Origin of the sequence: Streptomyces sp. NPDC007917 (assembly GCF_042959105.1) — a bacterium.
Classification (GTDB): Bacteria; Actinomycetota; Actinomycetes; order Streptomycetales; family Streptomycetaceae; genus Streptomyces.
Map to the genome: position 1 here is coordinate 11,825 of NZ_JBIBKK010000035.1, position 16,281 is coordinate 28,105.

The following is a 16,281-nucleotide window of genomic DNA, read 5'->3' on the forward strand; positions in this document are numbered from 1 at the left end:
CGATGAGGGCGCACTTGCCCCTGCACAAGGCCATCGATGGCTGGGAGAACCTGCAGTGACCCATGCATCCCAACCGCAGCGAAGAAGCATCCTGAAGTTCGGCGGTGCCCTTGCCCTCGCGCCTCTGGTCACTCAGCTGACTGGCGGAACCTCTGCGGGACAGGCCGCCGCCGCGTCGGCGGCCGTCCAGTGGCCGACCCTGTCGCGCAAGGCGCTGAAGTATCAGGTCCCAGCCGTGGACTGGCAGTCGCAGGCCCTGCCGATCGGCAACGGCCGACTCGGCGCCATGCTCTTCGCCGACCCGGACGAGGAGCGCATCCAGTTCAATGAGCAGAGTCTGTGGGGTGGTGTCAACAACTACGACAACGCCCTCGCGGGCAAGCCGGACAGCGCTTTTGACACCAGCATGACCGGCTTCGGCTCGTACCGGAACTTCGGTGACGTCGTCGTGACCTTCGCTCCCCGTACCAAGGTCACGGCCCCAGGAGGCCCGTACCGCACCTCCTCGTCGGAGGGCGTCGACAAGACATACGACGGTAACCCGAGCACCAAGTGGTGCATCGAGGGGCCCGATTCGAAGGTGCAGTGGCAGGTCGAACTCTCCGACCCCATCGAGGTCGCGTCCTACCGTCTGACGAGTGCCAACGATGTGCCGCAGCGCGACCCGCAGGAGTGGACGTTCTCCGGTTCCGTCGACGGCACCACCTGGACCACGCTGGACAGCCGCACGTTGGCGGCGCCCTTCGAGAGCCGTTTCCAGACCAAGGAATTCACCTGTGACCACACCGGGGCCTACCGCTTCTACCGGTTCATCTTTGTCCCCAAGGCAGGGATCACCCACTTCCAGGTGAGCGAGATCGGTCTGTCCGGTGTCGACCTGGGAGGGGCTTCGATGTACCTGTCGTCGCCGAGCGGGCACTCCGAGGGATCCGGTGCCGGCGCCGGGTCCCGGGCCACGGACATCTCGTGTTCGGTGGACCGCGATCCGGCCATGGTGTGGCGGGTCGACGGCGCTGCACCGGCGGTCGTCTGGCAGGCCGATCTGCCCCGCGCGGCCGCCGTCACCTCGTACGCGCTGACGGCGGCCCCGGACCGTCCGCAGGACGACCCCCGGCGATGGGTGCTGGAGGCGTCACAGGACGGGCAGGCCTGGGTGACCCTCGACACGCAGAACCCCGGTGCGCCCTTGGCCGACCGCGGTGAGACCCGGAACTTCCGGATCTCCAACAGCACGGCCTACCGTACGTACCGGCTCACGTTCACCCCCGGCGAGTCGTCCGCCGGCTTCCAGATCGCGGAAGTCGCCCTGGAGGGCCGGGGGTTCGACACACGCACGCAGCGCACCTTCGTCGACTACCAGCGCGCCTTGGACTTCGTCGAGGGTGTCCACGTCACCCGCTTCGGCGCGCCGGGGCGGCGCGTCCTGCGGGAGGCCTTCGCCAGCCGGCCCGCGGACGTCATGGTCTTCCGGTACACGTCGGACAGCGACCGGGGACTCTCCGGAGCCATCTCCCTGACGTCCGGACAACAGGGTGCCCCGACGACCGTCGACGCCGACGCCCGGCGGATCGCCTTCCGCGGTGTCATGGGCAACGGCCTCAAGCACGCGTGCACCGTCCAGGTCGTGCACACCGACGGCGACTTCCGTGCCGACGGGTCGGCGCTCCGGTTCACCGGCTGCACGACCCTGACCCTGCTCCTCGACGCCCGCACCGACTACAAGCTCGACGCCGCCGCCGGGTGGCGCGGAGCCGATCCCGGACCGGTCATCGTCAAGGCGCTCGCCAAGGCGGCTGCCCGGTCCTACGAGGAGCTGCGCGCCGAGCACACCGCCGGGATGCGCGCCCTCATGAACCGCGTCTCCGTGTGCTGGGGCACCTCCGACGACGCCGTCGTCGCCCTGCCGACCAACGCCCGGCTGGCGCGTTACGCGGCCGGCGGGCAGGACCCGACCCTCGAGCAGACGATGTTCGACCTCGGCCGGTACCTGCTGATCAGTTCCTCACGCCCGAAGGGCCTGCCCGCCAACCTCCAGGGTCTGTGGAACGACAGCAACACACCGGCCTGGGCCTCCGACTACCACACCAACATCAACGTCCAGATGAACTACTGGGGAGCCGAGACGACGAACCTGCCGGAGTGCCACGAGGCGCTCGTCGGGTTCATCGAGCAGGTGGCGGAGCCCAGCCGCGTGGCGACCCGCAACGCCTTCGGCGAGGACACGCGCGGCTGGACCGCCCGCACCAGCCAGAGCGTCTTTGGTGGCAACGCGTGGCAGTGGAACACCGTCGCGAGCGCCTGGTACGCCCAACACCTGTACGAACACTGGGCGTTCACCCAGGACATGGTGTACCTCCGTACCGTCGCCTACCCGATGATCAAGGAGATCTGCGAGTTCTGGGAGGACCACCTCAAGGAGCGCGAGGACGGACTGCTCGTGGCGCCGAACGGCTGGTCCCCCGAACACGGGCCGCGCGAGGACGGTGTCATGTACGACCAGCAGATCATCTGGGACCTGTTCCAGAACTACCTCGACTGCGAGGCGGCGCTCGAGGCCGATCCCGCCTACCGGGCCAAGGTCGCGGACATGCAGGCGCGCCTCGCGCCGAACCGGATCGGCCGGTGGGGCCAGCTCCAGGAGTGGCAGGAGGACATCGACAGCCCCACCGACATCCACCGCCACACCTCACACCTCTTCGCGGTCTACCCGGGCCGCCAGATCACCCCCAGGACACCTGACTTCGCGGCCGCCGCCCTCGTCTCGCTCAAGGCACGGTGCGGTGAGAAGGAAGGCGTCCCGTTCACCGCCGCGACAGTGTCGGGCGACAGCCGCCGCTCGTGGACCTGGCCCTGGCGGGCGGCCCTCTTCGCCCGCCTCGGTGACGGGCATCGTGCCCAGATCATGCTGCGCGGACTGCTCACCTACAACACACTGCCGAACATGTTCTGCAACCATCCGCCCTTCCAGATGGACGGCAACTTCGGCATCTCGGCCGCCGTGGCGGAGATGCTCCTACAGAGCCACGACGGCGTCATCCAGCTGCTGCCCGCACTGCCGGACGACTGGAGAGCCAAGGGTTCCTTCACCGGGCTCCGTGCCCGCGGCGGCTACCAGGTCGACTGTGAATGGCGGGACGGGAAGGTCACGTCCTACAAGATCGTGGCCGACCGGGCACGGAATCAGGGGAACATCACCGTGCGGGTGAACGGCGCCGACAAGAAGGTGAAGCCGATCAAGCCCTGACAGCGGCGACACCCCGGACGGCGCGAGCGAGACGACCGTCCGCAAGGGTGTGTTCGAGCTGGAGGCCGGTGAGGAGCTGTTGGGGCGGGTGCGGCGGCCGGGCGGCGGACGCAAGCGGCTTAGCCGCACCGCCATGCGTGGTTGGTGGAGTACCAATGGTCCTTCGGCTGCCCGGCGACCTGGTGGTGGTCGCGGGTAGGGACCAGGGCGCCGTCCACGATCAGCACGGTGTCCTTGCGGAACCGCTTGCGCTGCTGAAGCGCGAGTGACGGGCCGAGGTGATCGATGATCCGGTCAGCGGCCGACTTCGACAACCCGAACAACGGCGCCAGCTGCCGCAGGGTGAGGTTCGTGCGCCAGTACGCGGCGAACCCCGGGGCGTAGAGCCCCCGGGGACGGACCGGGGTCCTGACTGGCGAGGCCGGGAACGCGGAGCGTGTCGCAGCGGGGGCCCTGTTCACCGCTCCTATTCGGGCAGGGCGATGGCCACGGTCTCGTAGCCTGGCGCGGTGACGCGGACGGCTTCGGGCCGGTCGGCGATCACGACGAGCTTGTCGCCGCTCGCCCAGGTCCGGTACCAGTTGTCGGCCTCGGCGGACACGGTGACTTCAGCGTCACCCGGGAACTGCCGGTCGGTGGTGTACGGCTTCACCCCGGTCATCCACGAGGCCGCGCCTTCGAGGGTGCGGACCTGGACGTCGGGGATGCGGCCGGAGGCATCGGGTCCGACGTTGAGCAGCAGCCGGCCGCCGCGGGAGACCACGTCCGCGTAGTGTTTCGCCAGCTCGCGGGGGCTGAGGGTGAGCGATTCGTCCTCGACCCGGTTGTAGCCGAAGGAGGATCCGAGTCCGCGGTTGTGCTCCCAGCCGGTGCCGGTCTCGTGGTCGGCGTGCATCGAGTACTCGCTCGTGCGGTAGTCCCAGACGTCCGCGCCCCAACGGTCGTTCACGATCCCGTCGGGGACCGCGTCGCGGTAGTAGGCGATCAGGTCGATGAGCGAGCCGTCTTCTTTGCCCGCCTCGGGCCATTCGATGTCGTTCCAGAGCACGGAGGGCGCGTAGCGGTCGATCAGGTCCCGGACGTGCGTGGTGGCGTAGGCGGCGTAGGCGGCGTCGTTGGGGCGGAACCGCCAAATGTCGTCAGCTTCCACGATCGGTGGGTTGTCGGTGATCGACCAGTCGAGTCCGCCGGAGTAGTAGACGCCGAAGCGCATCCCCTCCGCACGCACGGCCTCCGCGAGCGGGCCGAGCAGGTCGCGCTTCGGGCCGCGGTCGACGGTGTTGAAGCCCTCGCTGCCGGGGGCGTCCCACAGCGTCACCCCGTCGTGGTGCTTCGTGACGGGCACGACGTAGTCCGCCCCGAGTGCCCGGAACAGCCGCGCCCATGCGGCGGGGTCGTAAGCTTCGGCCCTCCACTGGTCGAGGAAGTCCTCGTAAGGCGCCGACCCGTAGACCTCGGCATGGTGCGCCGCCGCCGGCGACCCTTCGATGCGGATGGTGTTCGCGTACCACTCGGCATAGGAGGAGTGCTTGAACCACCCGCCTTCGGGCTCGGGCTCGCCTGCCACGTGTTCCGGCTCGGCCCAGGCGGGAACCGAGTACGGTCCCCAGTGGATGAAGATGCCGAGGCTCGCTTCCTTCGCCCATCCGGGCATGCTCTCGCGGTGCGTTCCGGTCATGATCGGTTCTCCTTAACGAGGTATTCAGTCCAGTCAGGCCGGACGCGGCTGCCGGCGCCGGCTTTCGGCTTGAGGCCGCCCCACGTCGCGTGGGCGGCCTGCTGTCAGTCGGCGATGTCGCCGTAGATCACGCCGCGTGCTGACAGATAGACGCGGCCAAAGATGTCCGGGTCACCGGTGATGGCGCTTCCGGCGAAGGCCCACTGGTGATCGTCGTCGTTGATGCGGAACCAGCGTTCGCCGCCGTCGGTCGAGCGGAAGATGCCGTCCTGGCCTTCGACCGTGGCCGAGGTGTAGATCGCAGGGTAGCCGGATCGCTCGGCGGCCTTGCCGAAGCCGACAGGGACGCCATGAGCGTGCGGGGGTTCTGGCGGTCGACGGTCACACCGCCGAAGCCGGGGATCGGGCCTTTCGGGTTGTAGTCGGGGGTGATGTCGGTCCATTCGCCGGTCTGGGTCGCCAGCCTCTGGATCTTGCCGCCGTTGCCCGAGGCGGGCGCGCCGTTGTAGGGGCCGGGGTCCCAGCTGCTGACGATGTACAGGTAGCCGTTCATGTTGTCCACGGCGGACTGCTTGGGGATGGTGCGGTTGCCGTCGCAGTCGCCGAGCGCTGCGGCCGCTCCGGGGACGGGCTGCCAGGTCGCGCCGACGACGAAGTTGCCGGGGTTCGGGAAGTTCTCGACCCTCGCCCAGGTGCGGCCGTGGTCGCGGGAGCGCCACAGCCCGTTCCCGCTGGGGGTGCCCAGGTACAGGGTCGCGTTGTCGGACGGGTCGATCGCGAGGCGCTCGCCCATGCTGCGGCCGGGCATGTTGCCGCCCTGCTTGAAGGGGAGTTCGGCGATGCCCCAGGTGTCGCCGTAGTCGTCGGAGTAGAGGATCGCGCCGTTGTTGGGGTCCCAGTCGATGGTGTAAGCGCCGACCGCGGCGTAGACGCGGTTCGGTTCGACCGCATCGGTGGCCATGGAGACCACGTAGTAGTAGCCCCACTTGTTGCGGCCGACCCAGTCGAGCAGCGGCTTCCAGGTCCGGGAGTCCTCCTGCCACCGGTAGCAGCCGGCGACGTCGGTGCGGGCGTAGATCAGGTTCGGCTCGGTCTCGTTGAAGATGATGCCGGTCACGAAGCCGCCGCAGTTGACGACGGCATTCTTCCAGGTGTAGGCGTCCTTGGATTGCCGGCCGGGCTTGGCGAAGGCCGGGACGGGCAGGGCACCGGCCGCGACCGCGCCGACGGAGGCGATGAACGTGCGTCGTCGCATCATGTTCTCCTTTGCGGTGGCGTGGTGAGAAGCGTCTGGGCGCTCTGCCTGTCGCTGCCGAGTTTCTGCGCCGGCTGGAGGTAGCCGGGATCGTCAACGACGACCGGCTGGCGCGGGCCTGGAGGTGATCGCCCCGCATCCCGAGCAGCTCGCCGGCACGGTCGGCGCGCGGGCAATCGCCGAGTTCGGTATCAATGTGAGCAGGTTCCACTGGGATGTGACCAGCATGTCCGTGCACGGTGCCTGTGTGGGGGAGGAGCAGGATGCTCAGTTCCCGGTCATCAAGTACAGGCATCCCAAGGACCGCCGTACCGATCTGAAGCAGATCCAGGCCGGGATCGCGGCCACTGGCGACGGCCGGACCCCTGCACGCCCGCGTCTTCGGCAGCGGGGCGTCTGCCTGGCACTGCTGGTCTTCTGCCTGATCGGACGCCAGGTCAGACAGGCACCGCTGGCCCCGAACCTGAATCGTGGACCTGGGACGTAGGGGCCTGGATGACTGAGTCCGCCCCAGCGAGGTTGACGATGCGCAACCGCCCCTGGGGCGCGTCGCTGAGCGCGGCCACCGGCTGTCTCCTCTGGGTGTGGGGGCGGGGTCTGGAGGTGGAGGCGGGTTTGTGGGGGTACGTTTCAGCCTTGATGGCGCCGATGAGCACGCCCTTCGTGAAGTGCCGCTGGACGAAAGTGGAGAGGACGGCGACGGGCAGCAGCGCGCGGATCATCACGGCGGTCTGTACGGCGAGGCTCGGCACCTGGCCGCTGGCGATCATCTCGGACATGCCGGCGGGCCACTGGCGGCGTACCACGATCTGGTAGGGCACGTTCTGAAGCGGCAGCTTCTCCAACCTCTCCGGCTTGGCCCGGAGCGTGGGTTAGGCATGACGTCAGCGACCCTCCATAGCTCTGCTTCATTGCAAGATCCAAGATCCCCAGATACGTAAGTTGCATGGTCGAAGCGCTTCGACGCTTGGCTGAGGTTAAGAGCCCTCAGCGGAGCGCACAAGCCTTGCGGCGGAAGTTCGAGGGGACCGGCAACGTTACCAACAAGTGCCAGCGGGCGCCCCAAGCCGTTGTCATGTGATCTCTTGACAGAATGAGGACCCTGACTGAATATCGAAGCGCTTCGATGACGGGCGCGGGTCCTCCGCTACTGCGGGGAACACCCACCGCTCCGCGCCGGACACGGTCGCAGCCCCCGGAGACGGCCGCAGTCCCACGATGGAAGGACGTTCCACGGGCCATGGACGAGTTGGCGGACGAGCGGATTGTGCCGGGGACCTCGCTGCGCGTGACGGCGGTCAGCGTCGGCACCTCCTTCCTGGGCGATCCGCCGCGTCCGGACGGGACGCCGGCCGAGGCGGCCGACGCCCTGGCGCGGGCGATGTTCGCGAGCCCGTTCGCCATGATCGACACATCGAACAACTACGCCCAGGGCCGCAGCGAGACCGTCCTCGGAGCCGCCGTCCGGCGCGACGGGCTTCCTGCCGGCAAAGCGATCGTCACCAAGGTCGACGCCGACCCGGACACGGGCGCGCTGGACCGTGACCGAGTCTGGCGGTCGTTCGAGGAGAGCGTCGCGCGTCTGGGGCTTGAGCGCCTGCCGCTGCTCCACCTCCACGACCCCTACACCATCGAGGTCGAGGAGGCGTTCGCGCCCGGCGGGGCCGTGCAAGGGCTGACCGAGCTGCGCGACCAGGGGCTGGCCGGGGCCCTCGGCATCGCATGGGGCCCCGTCTCCCAGATGCGCAAGTACGCCGAGAGCGGCGCGTTCGACGTCCTGCTGACCCACAACCGGTACACGCTCGTGGACCGCCGGGGCGAGGAGCTGATCGACCTGGCGGCCGAACGCGGCATGGGCGTCTTCAACGCCGCGCCCTTCGGCGGCGGCATCCTCGCCGGCAGGAGCGAGACGTACGCCTACGCCCAGGCGGGGCCGGAGCTCCTCGCGTGGGTGGCGCGTGCCCGCGAGCTGTGCGAGCGGTGGGGCATACCGCTGCACGCCGCGGCGCTACAGTTCTCGCTGCGCCACCCGGGCATCGCCTCCACGATCGTGGGTGTCGGCCGCCCTGAGCGGCTGACGCAGCTGGAAGTGCTACAGGCCACCACGATCCCCGAGGAGTTCTGGCCAGAGCTGGCCGCCCTGGGCACGCCGCCATCGACGCTGGAGGACTGACGCCGGCAACGCGACCCGTCGCCGGCGTGGATTCTCCGCGGCCAGCCGCAGCACCAGCTCTTTGACCTGTGCCGTTCAGAAACCCGTCGCTGCTGGTCAGGACGCGTGGCAGTGCTCATTGATGAGCGCCGGGGATGCGCGTGCGGAGTAGGTGCGGCGAAGCGCAGCGACTCGAGGCGCGCTGTCTGCGCGGTGGGGTGAGCGATGACGTAGGTCAGCTCTGTGGATAGCCGATCCTTGTGATGTCCCCCGCGAGGTCGGTCCATCCGGCCAGGGTGTACTCGACGCCGAACCGGCGCCCCACGACCTCGGTGGTCCTCGCCAGAGTCCAGCACTGGTCGCTCCAGCCAGCGGCGACCGGGGCGGTATCCAACACGGCCTCCAACACACGCAGTCCGTCGCCATCTTCGCCTCCAACGTCCCCTCCACCGTGGGCGCCGCCAACTGTTCGAGGATCTGTCCCCGGCCTGACGCCGGCCGGGTGGTGGTCCGCGTGCGGCGCCCGCACCACGATTCGCACACATGATGTCAACGACCCCCTCACCCTCCGTCATGGCCGAATGCGAGACAGGGCGGTTGAGTTGACACGCCCCCGGTCGTCCCGCGCTGGGTCAGCTCTTGGTGGCCTGTGCGATGGATGGAGCGATGCGCAGTGCGTTGGCGCCGATCGTCAGGGCCGGATTGAGCGCGGCCGACGACGGGAAGAACGAGGCATCGGCCACCCAGAGATTCTCGACGTCGTGGCTGCGGCAGGAGGGATCGAGGACGCTCTGCGCGGGATCGTGCCCCGCTACCGCAGTGCCGCACATGTGCGAGTTCGTCTCGATGCCCATGCGCTGGGTGAAGATCAGCGGGTAGCCCGCCTTGCGGACCATCCTGGTGACCCGGCGCACGAGTTCGTGGTGGGGCCAGAGGTTGTTCGGCTTCCAGTCGATGAGGATCCGGTCGCCCTCCACCCGGACCCGGTTCTCGCGCGAGGGGAGATCCTCGGTCGTCAGGTAGATGTCGATGCTCCTGCCCGACATGAACGCCAGGGCCCACATCGGTGCCCACGGACGGGCGGGCTTGAGCATCGGGGCCTGGAGCTTGCCCAGCATCTGGAGATTGCCGAGCGGATACGGCGTTCCCGGGCCCGCCTCGTAGAAATCGTTGAGCCCGAGCGTCTTCTGCCACTTCGTGGGGTTGGGGCGCAGCGGATTGACGCCTACGAAGAACGTGCTGTTGTGCACCATGTAGTTACGGCCCAACAGCAGCGACGAGTTGCCGAGCCCCTTCGGATGCGCGTCGTTGGCCGAACGCAGCAGCAGCGCCGCCGAGTTGACCGCGCCGCCGGCCACGGCAAAGCTCTTGGCGTTGATGCGGAGGGTACGGCCCGCGTGCCGCGCCTCGGCCGCGACGACCTTGCGGCCGTCCGGGGCGGTGATCAACCGGGTGATCTCCGTTCCCGTCATGATCTTCACGCCGTCGTTCAGCGCGGGCAGCAGAATCCTGTTCTCCGCGTCGGACTTCATCCCGGTCTCATCCGGACAACCGTCCGCGGTGGTCACTGCGGCACGGTCGTCCTGAGTGGTCACATTCAGCGCGTTCGGGGTGTGGAACGGGTGCAGCCCCTGCTCGCGCAGCGACCCGGCGAACCTTTCGATCACCGGTTCGTGCTTGAGCGCCGGGTAGGGATAGGGCTGTGAGTGCGGGGGCTCGGTCGGATCCTCACCGGTCTGCCCATGCACCTGGAGCAACTGCTCCATGGTGGTGTAGAAGGGCTCCAGGTCCTCGTACGTGAACGGCCAGGCCCGCGAGACACCGTCGTAGTGTGCCACCTCGGTGAAGTCGCTGTGCCGGAAGCGGGGCAGCATGGCGCCGTAGAAGCGGGTATTGCCGCCGACCCAGTAGTAGACCCCCGGCGCGAACGGCCTTCCCGTGCTGCCGTCGTACCAGTGACCGGCGTTTTTGTACCGGCCCTTGATGTACATCTCGGCCGGCCGTGAGTTCTCGGGCTCGCGGGGGAGGAAAGTGCCGCGCTCGACGACCAGGACCCGATGACCGGAGTCCTTGAGGGCCCAGGCCAGCGTTGCGCCGCCCATGCCGGAGCCGATGATCAGAACATCCGTGTCGATTTCATCTGCGGCTCCGGCGCTTATCAGGGAGTCGGGATGCAGCCCCGTGGGCGTGTAGTCCTGGGGGATCGGGTTAACCATTGAGCTTCCTTCTGGCACTCTCATGCTCGATCGACGGGCGGACGACAGGTCGCCGATTACGACTGAATGAATGCAGCGGCTTTTTCTCCGATCATGATGGCCGGCGCATTCGTGTTTCCCGTCACCAATGTCGGCATGATCGAAGTGTCCGCCACCCGGACATTTTCCAGCCCGAAGACGCGGAGCTCGGGGTCCACAACCTTCCCCATCATGCAGGTTCCTGACGGGTGGTAGAAAGAAAAGGACTGCGCACGAATGTATGCGTCGATGTCCTGATCCCGATCCGACACGGGGGCGAGCCCGGCGTCAGCGGCCGCTCGCAGGTCCGACTCCAGGAGGTCGGTAAGTCGCGATTCACTCGCGATCCGCATGCACAGGCGGATGCCTTCCCGAAGTCGTCGGCGGTCGTCGACGTCATCGAGATAGTTATGGTAAATACGTGGCTTGGCGTAAGGATGTGAATGCCGCAGGCGTACCGACCCTCGACTGGCCGGCCGAGCGACATAGGGACCGAACGAAATTCCGGGCTCGAGCGGTGCGGCGAGACCCTCGTCGCGGACGATACCCAGCGCGGCATGCACCTGGATATCAGGGGCCGGGAGGTCATCACTGGACTTGAAGAAACCGCCGACCTCGTTCCACGCCATCGGCCCGGCGCCTCGCTCACGCAGAAGCTGTTCCTCTTGCGACGTGTCCGGCCCGAGGACGGGTTCGGTGTGACTGAAGAAGCTGATGAAGCAGCCGGCGTGATCCTGCATGTTCCGGCCGACGTCCGGCAGGTCGAGAACGGGAGGAACACCGCCTGCGGTGAGTTCGTCCGCCGGCCCGACACCGGACTGAAGCAGAAGGTGCGGTGTGTTGTAGGCGCCCAGGGACAATACGATCTCGCGGTTGATCCGGATCGTACGGACGGAACCCAGGTGATCGACTTCCAGGGCTTCGGCACGGGCACCGTCGAAGCGGACGCGCAGGGCGATCGTCGATGACAGCACGGTGAGGTTCCGGCGGTCGGCCGCCGGTTCCAGGAACGCCACGGCGCTGCTGCAACGCAGGCCGTTGCGCTGTGTGACCTGGTGATATCCGACGCCTTCCTGCTCCGCCCCGTTGAAGTCCGGATTCGGCTCGTGGCCCGCGTCCTGGGCCGCTTCCACCCAAGCCGTCAGCAACGGGTGGACGGAGATGGGATCGCTGACCGTGAGGGGGCCGCCCACGGCGTGGAAGTCGTCGGCCCCTCGCTGGTTGTCCTCGGACTTCTTGAAGAAGGGCAGCACGTCGGCGTAGCCCCAGCCTGGGTTGCCCAGTCGCTCCCAGGTGTCGTAGTCGTAACGGTGGCCGCGGACGTAGAGCATCGTGTTCATCGAGCTTGTGCCGCCTACCACCCGCCCGCGCGGCAGGTAGGCACGGCGTCCGCCGAGCTGGGGTTCGGGCTCGGTCTCGAAATCCCAGTCGTATGCCGTCTTGAGCTGCTGCGAGAACAGTGCCGGGATCTCGAAAAGGCGGCCCTGGGCAGGGGGCCCCGCTTCGATGAGGGCCACGGTGACATCCGGGTTCTCCGACAGCCGAGCTGCGAGCGCGCAGCCTGCCGAACCGGCACCTACGACCACGTAGTCGTAGTTTTCCGCGATGGTCGTCATATCTGCCTCCCGTGGCAGCCGGGCTTGCCGGGCCGGGGTCATGGGTTACGGGGTTTGGACGCAAATGGGGCTGGGCCAGATGGGGCTCTGGCTCTGCCGGGCTCGGAGCGAGGTGGAGAAAGGCATCACTGGAGCGGTTCCTGGCGAGACAGAGACTAAGCAGCCATGGGCGCGCAGGAATATGCACAAGGTGAGCAATATCCGGTCTTCGAATCGCACAGTATGGGCACGGCAGCCATGGACAGCAGCCGCAGCCATGGAGGGGACATAGCGCTCACCACTGTTGGCCTGGCCCTCACGATCCGGAGCCGCTCTTGGGCCGGATCGCGTGTGACCGTCAGGTTCCGGTGCTTTCAGCCAGGGCGCGGACGCGTTCGGCCGCGCTGTGAAGGGTGCGGGCGAAGGCGGTGTCGCCTTCGGCGGTCTTGATCAGAGCAGCGGTAACGTCGCCGAGGTGTCCGTCCTCAGGGGCGAGCAGGAGGTGTACACCGGCGCGGATGGCGGCCACCGCGGTCTGGGGGGCAGAGCGTCCGCGCAGGGTGGCGGGGGCATCGAGGTCGTCGCTGACGATCAGGCCGTCGAAGCCGAGCTCGCGAAGGAGCGTAACCGCGGTGGGGGAGGTGAGGGCGGGTTCATCGCCGTCGAGTCCGGCGACAGGGGTGGGGCCCATCATGACGGCTTGTGTGCCGGCTTGGACGCAGGCGGCGAACGGGATGAGTGCGCTTTCGGTCCAGCGGCCCTCGGGAACGTGCGCCACCTCCAGGGCGGGATCCGCGGTGACCTCTGGGAAGCCGGGGAAGTGCTTGGTGACGGCTGTGACACCTGCGCGCTGCACGCCGGTGACGAAGGCTGCCGCCAGTTCTCCGATGCGGGCGCCAGGAAGGTCCAGGGTGCGTCCTCGCAGCCAGGGGTTGTCTCCTATGAGGCGGTCGCACACAGGAGACAAAAAAGTGTTGACGCCCAACCGTAGTGCGGCGCGGCCGAGTTCGTGGGCGGCACGCTCCACCTCTGCCGGGTCGGTGTCCGGTCCGAAGACGGGCAGGCCGGGGACGAGGCGGTGCAGCCGCTTGATCCCCCAGGGCTCCTGGTCGACGGCGACGAGCACACTCGCCCCCGCGATGGCGCGCAGACGCGCGGTGAAGTCGATGAACTGCTGCGAGGTCTCGGTCGTCTGTCGCTCTTCGGTCATGACACGAGCGGCGTACTCGGTGCGGGATTCGCCCATGATCACGGAGCGGCAGCCGGAGGCGAGCAGTGAGGCCAAGGAGTCAGGGACGGTGAATCCGTCGAGTGCGGGCAGCAGCACGGCGTGAGCGTCCTGCCCGATGGTGGTGGTCATGATAGGCGAGTCCTTCTTGGGTTCGCGGTGCGGTGCGCGCCGCGCAGGGGCCTCGTCAGGCGGTTTTGACGACAGTGCCGGTGTCTTCGAGCGCGGCTACTTCGTCGGCGGGCGCCGTGGTGTCGGTGACGAGGGTGTGCAGGAGGGTGGCGGGGCCGACGTAGGCGTGGGCGGTGTGGCCGAGCTTGCTGCCGTCAGCGGCGGCGATGATGCGGCGCGTGGAGGCGATGACCGCTTTCTTCACTGCCGCGTCGTCGAGGTCGTAGGCGGTCAGGCCCTCTGTTGCGCTCAGGCCGCAGCAGCCGACGACCGCGGTGTCGAAGCGCAGTGCCGACAGGGAGGCCAGCGTGAGGGGGCCGGTCAGGGCGCCTTCCGCGGCGCGGGGCCGTCCGCCCGGCACCAGCAGCGTGGTCGGACTCGGAGAACTGCTGAGTGCGTGGATGGCCTGCAATGACAGGGGCATCACGGTGATCTGCCGTCCACACAGCAGGCGGGCGACCTCCAGGCAGGTGGTGCCGCTGTCGAGGAGGACGGTCTCCCCGTCGCCGATGAGCGAGGACACCTCGGCTGCGATCCGGCGCTTGGCGTCGATGGCCTCGTGGGCGCGCAGCGCGAAAGGCGGCTCCTCGCCCCTGAGCAGCAGGGTGCGCGCCCCGCCGCGGATGCGTTCGAGGGCGCCTTGCGCGGCCAGAGTGTCGAGGTCGCGCCGGATGGTCATCTCCGATGAACCGGTCAGCTCGGCGAGTTCCTGGACGGTGGCACTGCCCGACTCCTTGACGGCCTGGGCGATCAGCCGGTGACGGCCTGCGTTGCTCATGTCGCGATTAAACACTCCCCGTATTGAACATACAAGCTGTTCGGAACAAGTATTTCCGAACACATAAGTTGTTCGTTACGGGTGGTTGGCGCCCCGGGTCACAAACGAAAACCGCCACAACGTGGGGGAACCCTTATGCCCACCGACATGCCCACCAACCGACGCATCGTGCTGTTCGACCCCTTCGGGGTCATCGCGCCAGGGCGCCTGGTCGCGTGGTCGCTTATGTGCGGTTCCGTGCCCGAGAGCTGGCAGCGGCCATCCACACCTGGCTACCGACCGGTACAGCCTGAGCGGCCCGGCCTCAGGTACGTCGGAGGGCCGGTTTGCGCAGCAGATCGTGTCCTCGTACGGCGAGTTGCAATCGCTGCTGGTTGTCGACTCGGGTGAGGTCCATCCCGAGGATCTTGGAGAGTCTGTTGAGGCGGTGGTAGAGCGTTCGCCGCTGGACGAAGAGAGCATCCGCTGCCCGCACTTTGTTACCGCCGCAGTCCAGGAAGGCCCGTAGGGTCGGCAGAAGCGGGCTCTTCACCAGGGCGTCGTGCTCGAGCAGCGGTCCCAGTTCGTCCTCGACGTAGCGTGTGAGTTCGGGCCCCTCGGCGAGTGCCACCAGCAGACGGAGCGCTCCCAGGTCATCGAAGCGACGAACTTCTGGCGCCGCGGCGGCTGCCGCCACGGAGGCCGCGCTGCGACTCTGCCGTAGTGCCAGTGGCAGTGCCGCCGGTGGCACGATACGGCTGATGCCGCCCCTGACGTCGTGGTCAATCAATGTGGTCTGTATGTGGGTGATATCACTGTCAGCGGAAAGGCCCACGACCGCCGTGTCGAAATCTCCGGTATCGCCGACGACAGCGGGCCACCCGGCATCGTGCAGAAGGCGAGTCAGGGTGTGACCTTTGAAGTGTTTGCTGTCCCCTGCACACGCCGTGACGACGATCAGATCACGCCCACGGAGGTCCAGCCCGAGCGCCAAGGCGAGGCTGACGAATTTCTCTCCGGTGATGTCGCCGAGAAGGAGCCGGCTCAGCAGGGCTGTCTGGCGGTGGGCCGAGCGGGCCCCATGCTCTCTTTCGCTCAGCAGGGTGATCGCTACTGCTGTGGCTGCCCGTTCCAGCGTACGAAGCTCGGTTGGACTCGGCGGTACTGTGCCGTGCAGAAGGTGAAGCCAGCCCCACGCCTCGCCACGGAGGATCACCGGCTGGCGTGCGCAGGGCACGACATCACGGAACGATGCCGCTGGGGCGGTGGGAACCGCGGGCAGCTGGGCCGTGAGGGAGTGATGGCGTTCATGAATGGCCCGGGAGTGCGCACTCCACTGGGTCACAGCCTCATCAGCCTCCGGATCGGCGCCTCCGTAGGCGAGCATCTGGTGGGCCGCGTCTTCCAGCACCACGGCGTGCCCGGTGCGGCGAGCCAGTTCTCGGACCACTCCGACATAGTCCTCGTCGGCGAGCAGCAGATCCATGAACGCCTGGCTGGTGGCCTCTTCGGCGGTCAACTGTTTGATGCGCATTTGGACCAGCACTTCGTGGACCTGGGCTGAGGTCTCCACGAAGGGGATCTCGTCGGCCAGGCCGACAAGGGGGAGGCCGACGGCCTCGGCCTCCTCGATGGCGGCCACGGGCATTGAGTCGAACATGCGGCCGGCGAGCTCGACGACCAGAACGGCGGCGCGGGCATCCGCGAGACGCTGAATGAAGGCGCGCTGCTGGGTGGCTGTGGCTCCCATGCCGAGTCCTGCGGTCAACAGCATTTCTTCCCCGGTGAGAAAGCGATGAATATCCGGGATCTCTCCGGTGTGCACCCAGCGCACAGGGCGGTCCAGATTCTTCTCTCCGGCATAGACGCGCACCTTGGTGCGACTGAACACCTCGAGTTCCAGCGCGGCGCGAATGGTCAGGACTTCAGTCATGTACTGCCTCAGTATGTGCAAGTTTCATGCTCAA

Annotated in this window: 12 protein-coding genes and 1 pseudogene; 4 read left to right on the forward strand and 9 right to left on the reverse strand. The window is 67.7% G+C overall.

Annotated features, from left to right (window positions below; all coding sequences use genetic code 11):
• Positions 1–55: 55 nt before the first annotated feature.
• The gene (locus ACFZDL_RS41450) at positions 56–3,244 is read left to right on the forward strand and encodes a glycoside hydrolase N-terminal domain-containing protein (RefSeq protein WP_353595678.1); all 3,189 of its coding nucleotides are present in this window, start codon (positions 56–58) and stop codon (positions 3,242–3,244) included.
• A 137-nt stretch (positions 3,245–3,381) separates the two neighbouring features.
• Here ACFZDL_RS41450 and ACFZDL_RS41455 read toward each other — a convergent pair.
• From ACFZDL_RS41455 to ACFZDL_RS41465, 3 genes and pseudogenes are all read right to left on the reverse strand, one after another.
• Positions 3,382–3,612 (reverse strand): annotated as a pseudogene (locus ACFZDL_RS41455) (transposase family protein); the annotation flags it as partial.
• A gap of 98 nt (positions 3,613–3,710) precedes the next feature.
• Complete coding sequence (locus tag ACFZDL_RS41460) at positions 3,711–4,922, reverse strand: alpha-L-fucosidase (RefSeq protein ID WP_353595679.1); 1,212 nt, start codon at positions 4,920–4,922, stop codon at positions 3,711–3,713.
• A gap of 127 nt (positions 4,923–5,049) precedes the next feature.
• Positions 5,050–6,177, reverse strand: coding sequence for a hypothetical protein (locus ACFZDL_RS41465; protein WP_353595680.1), 1,128 nt, complete (start codon positions 6,175–6,177; stop codon positions 5,050–5,052).
• A gap of 124 nt (positions 6,178–6,301) precedes the next feature.
• Here ACFZDL_RS41465 and ACFZDL_RS41470 point away from each other — a divergent pair, with 124 nt between their 5' ends.
• From ACFZDL_RS41470 to ACFZDL_RS41480, 3 genes are all read left to right on the forward strand, one after another.
• Positions 6,302–6,664, forward strand: a complete 363-nt coding sequence (locus tag ACFZDL_RS41470) for a hypothetical protein (protein WP_353595681.1) — start codon at positions 6,302–6,304, stop codon at positions 6,662–6,664.
• 161 nt (positions 6,665–6,825) lie between these two features.
• Positions 6,826–6,993 carry a hypothetical protein gene (locus tag ACFZDL_RS41475; protein ID WP_353595682.1) on the forward strand — a complete coding sequence of 56 codons (168 nt, stop codon included), beginning with the start codon at positions 6,826–6,828 and terminating at the stop codon, positions 6,991–6,993.
• Between the two features lie 424 nt (positions 6,994–7,417).
• Positions 7,418–8,350 carry an aldo/keto reductase gene (locus ACFZDL_RS41480; RefSeq protein ID WP_353595683.1) on the forward strand — a complete coding sequence of 311 codons (933 nt, stop codon included), beginning with the start codon at positions 7,418–7,420 and terminating at the stop codon, positions 8,348–8,350.
• Between the two features lie 214 nt (positions 8,351–8,564).
• Here the strand turns inward: ACFZDL_RS41480 and ACFZDL_RS41485 are convergent, their stop codons facing one another.
• The 6 genes from ACFZDL_RS41485 to ACFZDL_RS41510 form a co-directional block, all read right to left on the reverse strand.
• A complete protein-coding gene (locus tag ACFZDL_RS41485; protein WP_353595684.1) occupies positions 8,565–8,726 on the reverse strand; it encodes a winged helix-turn-helix domain-containing protein in 162 nt (53 codons plus the stop codon).
• 235 nt (positions 8,727–8,961) lie between these two features.
• A complete protein-coding gene (locus ACFZDL_RS41490) occupies positions 8,962–10,545 on the reverse strand; it encodes a GMC family oxidoreductase (RefSeq protein ID WP_353595685.1) in 1,584 nt (527 codons plus the stop codon).
• 56 nt (positions 10,546–10,601) lie between these two features.
• The gene (locus tag ACFZDL_RS41495; protein WP_353595686.1) at positions 10,602–12,179 is read right to left on the reverse strand and encodes an FAD-dependent oxidoreductase; all 1,578 of its coding nucleotides are present in this window, start codon (positions 12,177–12,179) and stop codon (positions 10,602–10,604) included.
• A gap of 337 nt (positions 12,180–12,516) precedes the next feature.
• Positions 12,517–13,518, reverse strand: a complete 1,002-nt coding sequence (locus ACFZDL_RS41500; protein ID WP_353595687.1) for a glycoside hydrolase family 3 N-terminal domain-containing protein — start codon at positions 13,516–13,518, stop codon at positions 12,517–12,519.
• A 55-nt stretch (positions 13,519–13,573) separates the two neighbouring features.
• Positions 13,574–14,335: a DeoR/GlpR family DNA-binding transcription regulator gene (locus ACFZDL_RS41505; protein ID WP_353595688.1), complete on the reverse strand. Its 762-nt coding sequence runs from the start codon at positions 14,333–14,335 to the stop codon at positions 13,574–13,576.
• Positions 14,336–14,639: 304 nt separating this feature from the next.
• Positions 14,640–16,247, reverse strand: coding sequence for a PucR family transcriptional regulator (locus tag ACFZDL_RS41510; RefSeq protein ID WP_353595689.1), 1,608 nt, complete (start codon positions 16,245–16,247; stop codon positions 14,640–14,642).
• Positions 16,248–16,281 lie beyond the last annotated feature (34 nt).

What these genes read in the sequence shown, in the direction of transcription:
- ACFZDL_RS41460 (WP_353595679.1), bottom strand. Translation starts at nt 4,922, where the DNA reads ATGACCGGAACGCACCGCGAGAGCATGCCCGGATGGGCGAAGGAAGCG.
- ACFZDL_RS41465 (WP_353595680.1), bottom strand. Translation starts at nt 6,177, where the DNA reads ATGCGACGACGCACGTTCATCGCCTCCGTCGGCGCGGTCGCGGCCGGT.
- ACFZDL_RS41475 (WP_353595682.1), top strand. Translation starts at nt 6,826, where the DNA reads ATGAGCACGCCCTTCGTGAAGTGCCGCTGGACGAAAGTGGAGAGGACG.
- ACFZDL_RS41480 (WP_353595683.1), top strand. Translation starts at nt 7,418, where the DNA reads ATGGACGAGTTGGCGGACGAGCGGATTGTGCCGGGGACCTCGCTGCGC.
- ACFZDL_RS41490 (WP_353595685.1), bottom strand. Translation starts at nt 10,545, where the DNA reads ATGGTTAACCCGATCCCCCAGGACTACACGCCCACGGGGCTGCATCCC.
- ACFZDL_RS41495 (WP_353595686.1), bottom strand. Translation starts at nt 12,179, where the DNA reads ATGACGACCATCGCGGAAAACTACGACTACGTGGTCGTAGGTGCCGGT.
- ACFZDL_RS41500 (WP_353595687.1), bottom strand. Translation starts at nt 13,518, where the DNA reads ATGACCACCACCATCGGGCAGGACGCTCACGCCGTGCTGCTGCCCGCA.
- ACFZDL_RS41505 (WP_353595688.1), bottom strand. Translation starts at nt 14,335, where the DNA reads ATGAGCAACGCAGGCCGTCACCGGCTGATCGCCCAGGCCGTCAAGGAG.
- ACFZDL_RS41510 (WP_353595689.1), bottom strand. Translation starts at nt 16,247, where the DNA reads ATGACTGAAGTCCTGACCATTCGCGCCGCGCTGGAACTCGAGGTGTTC.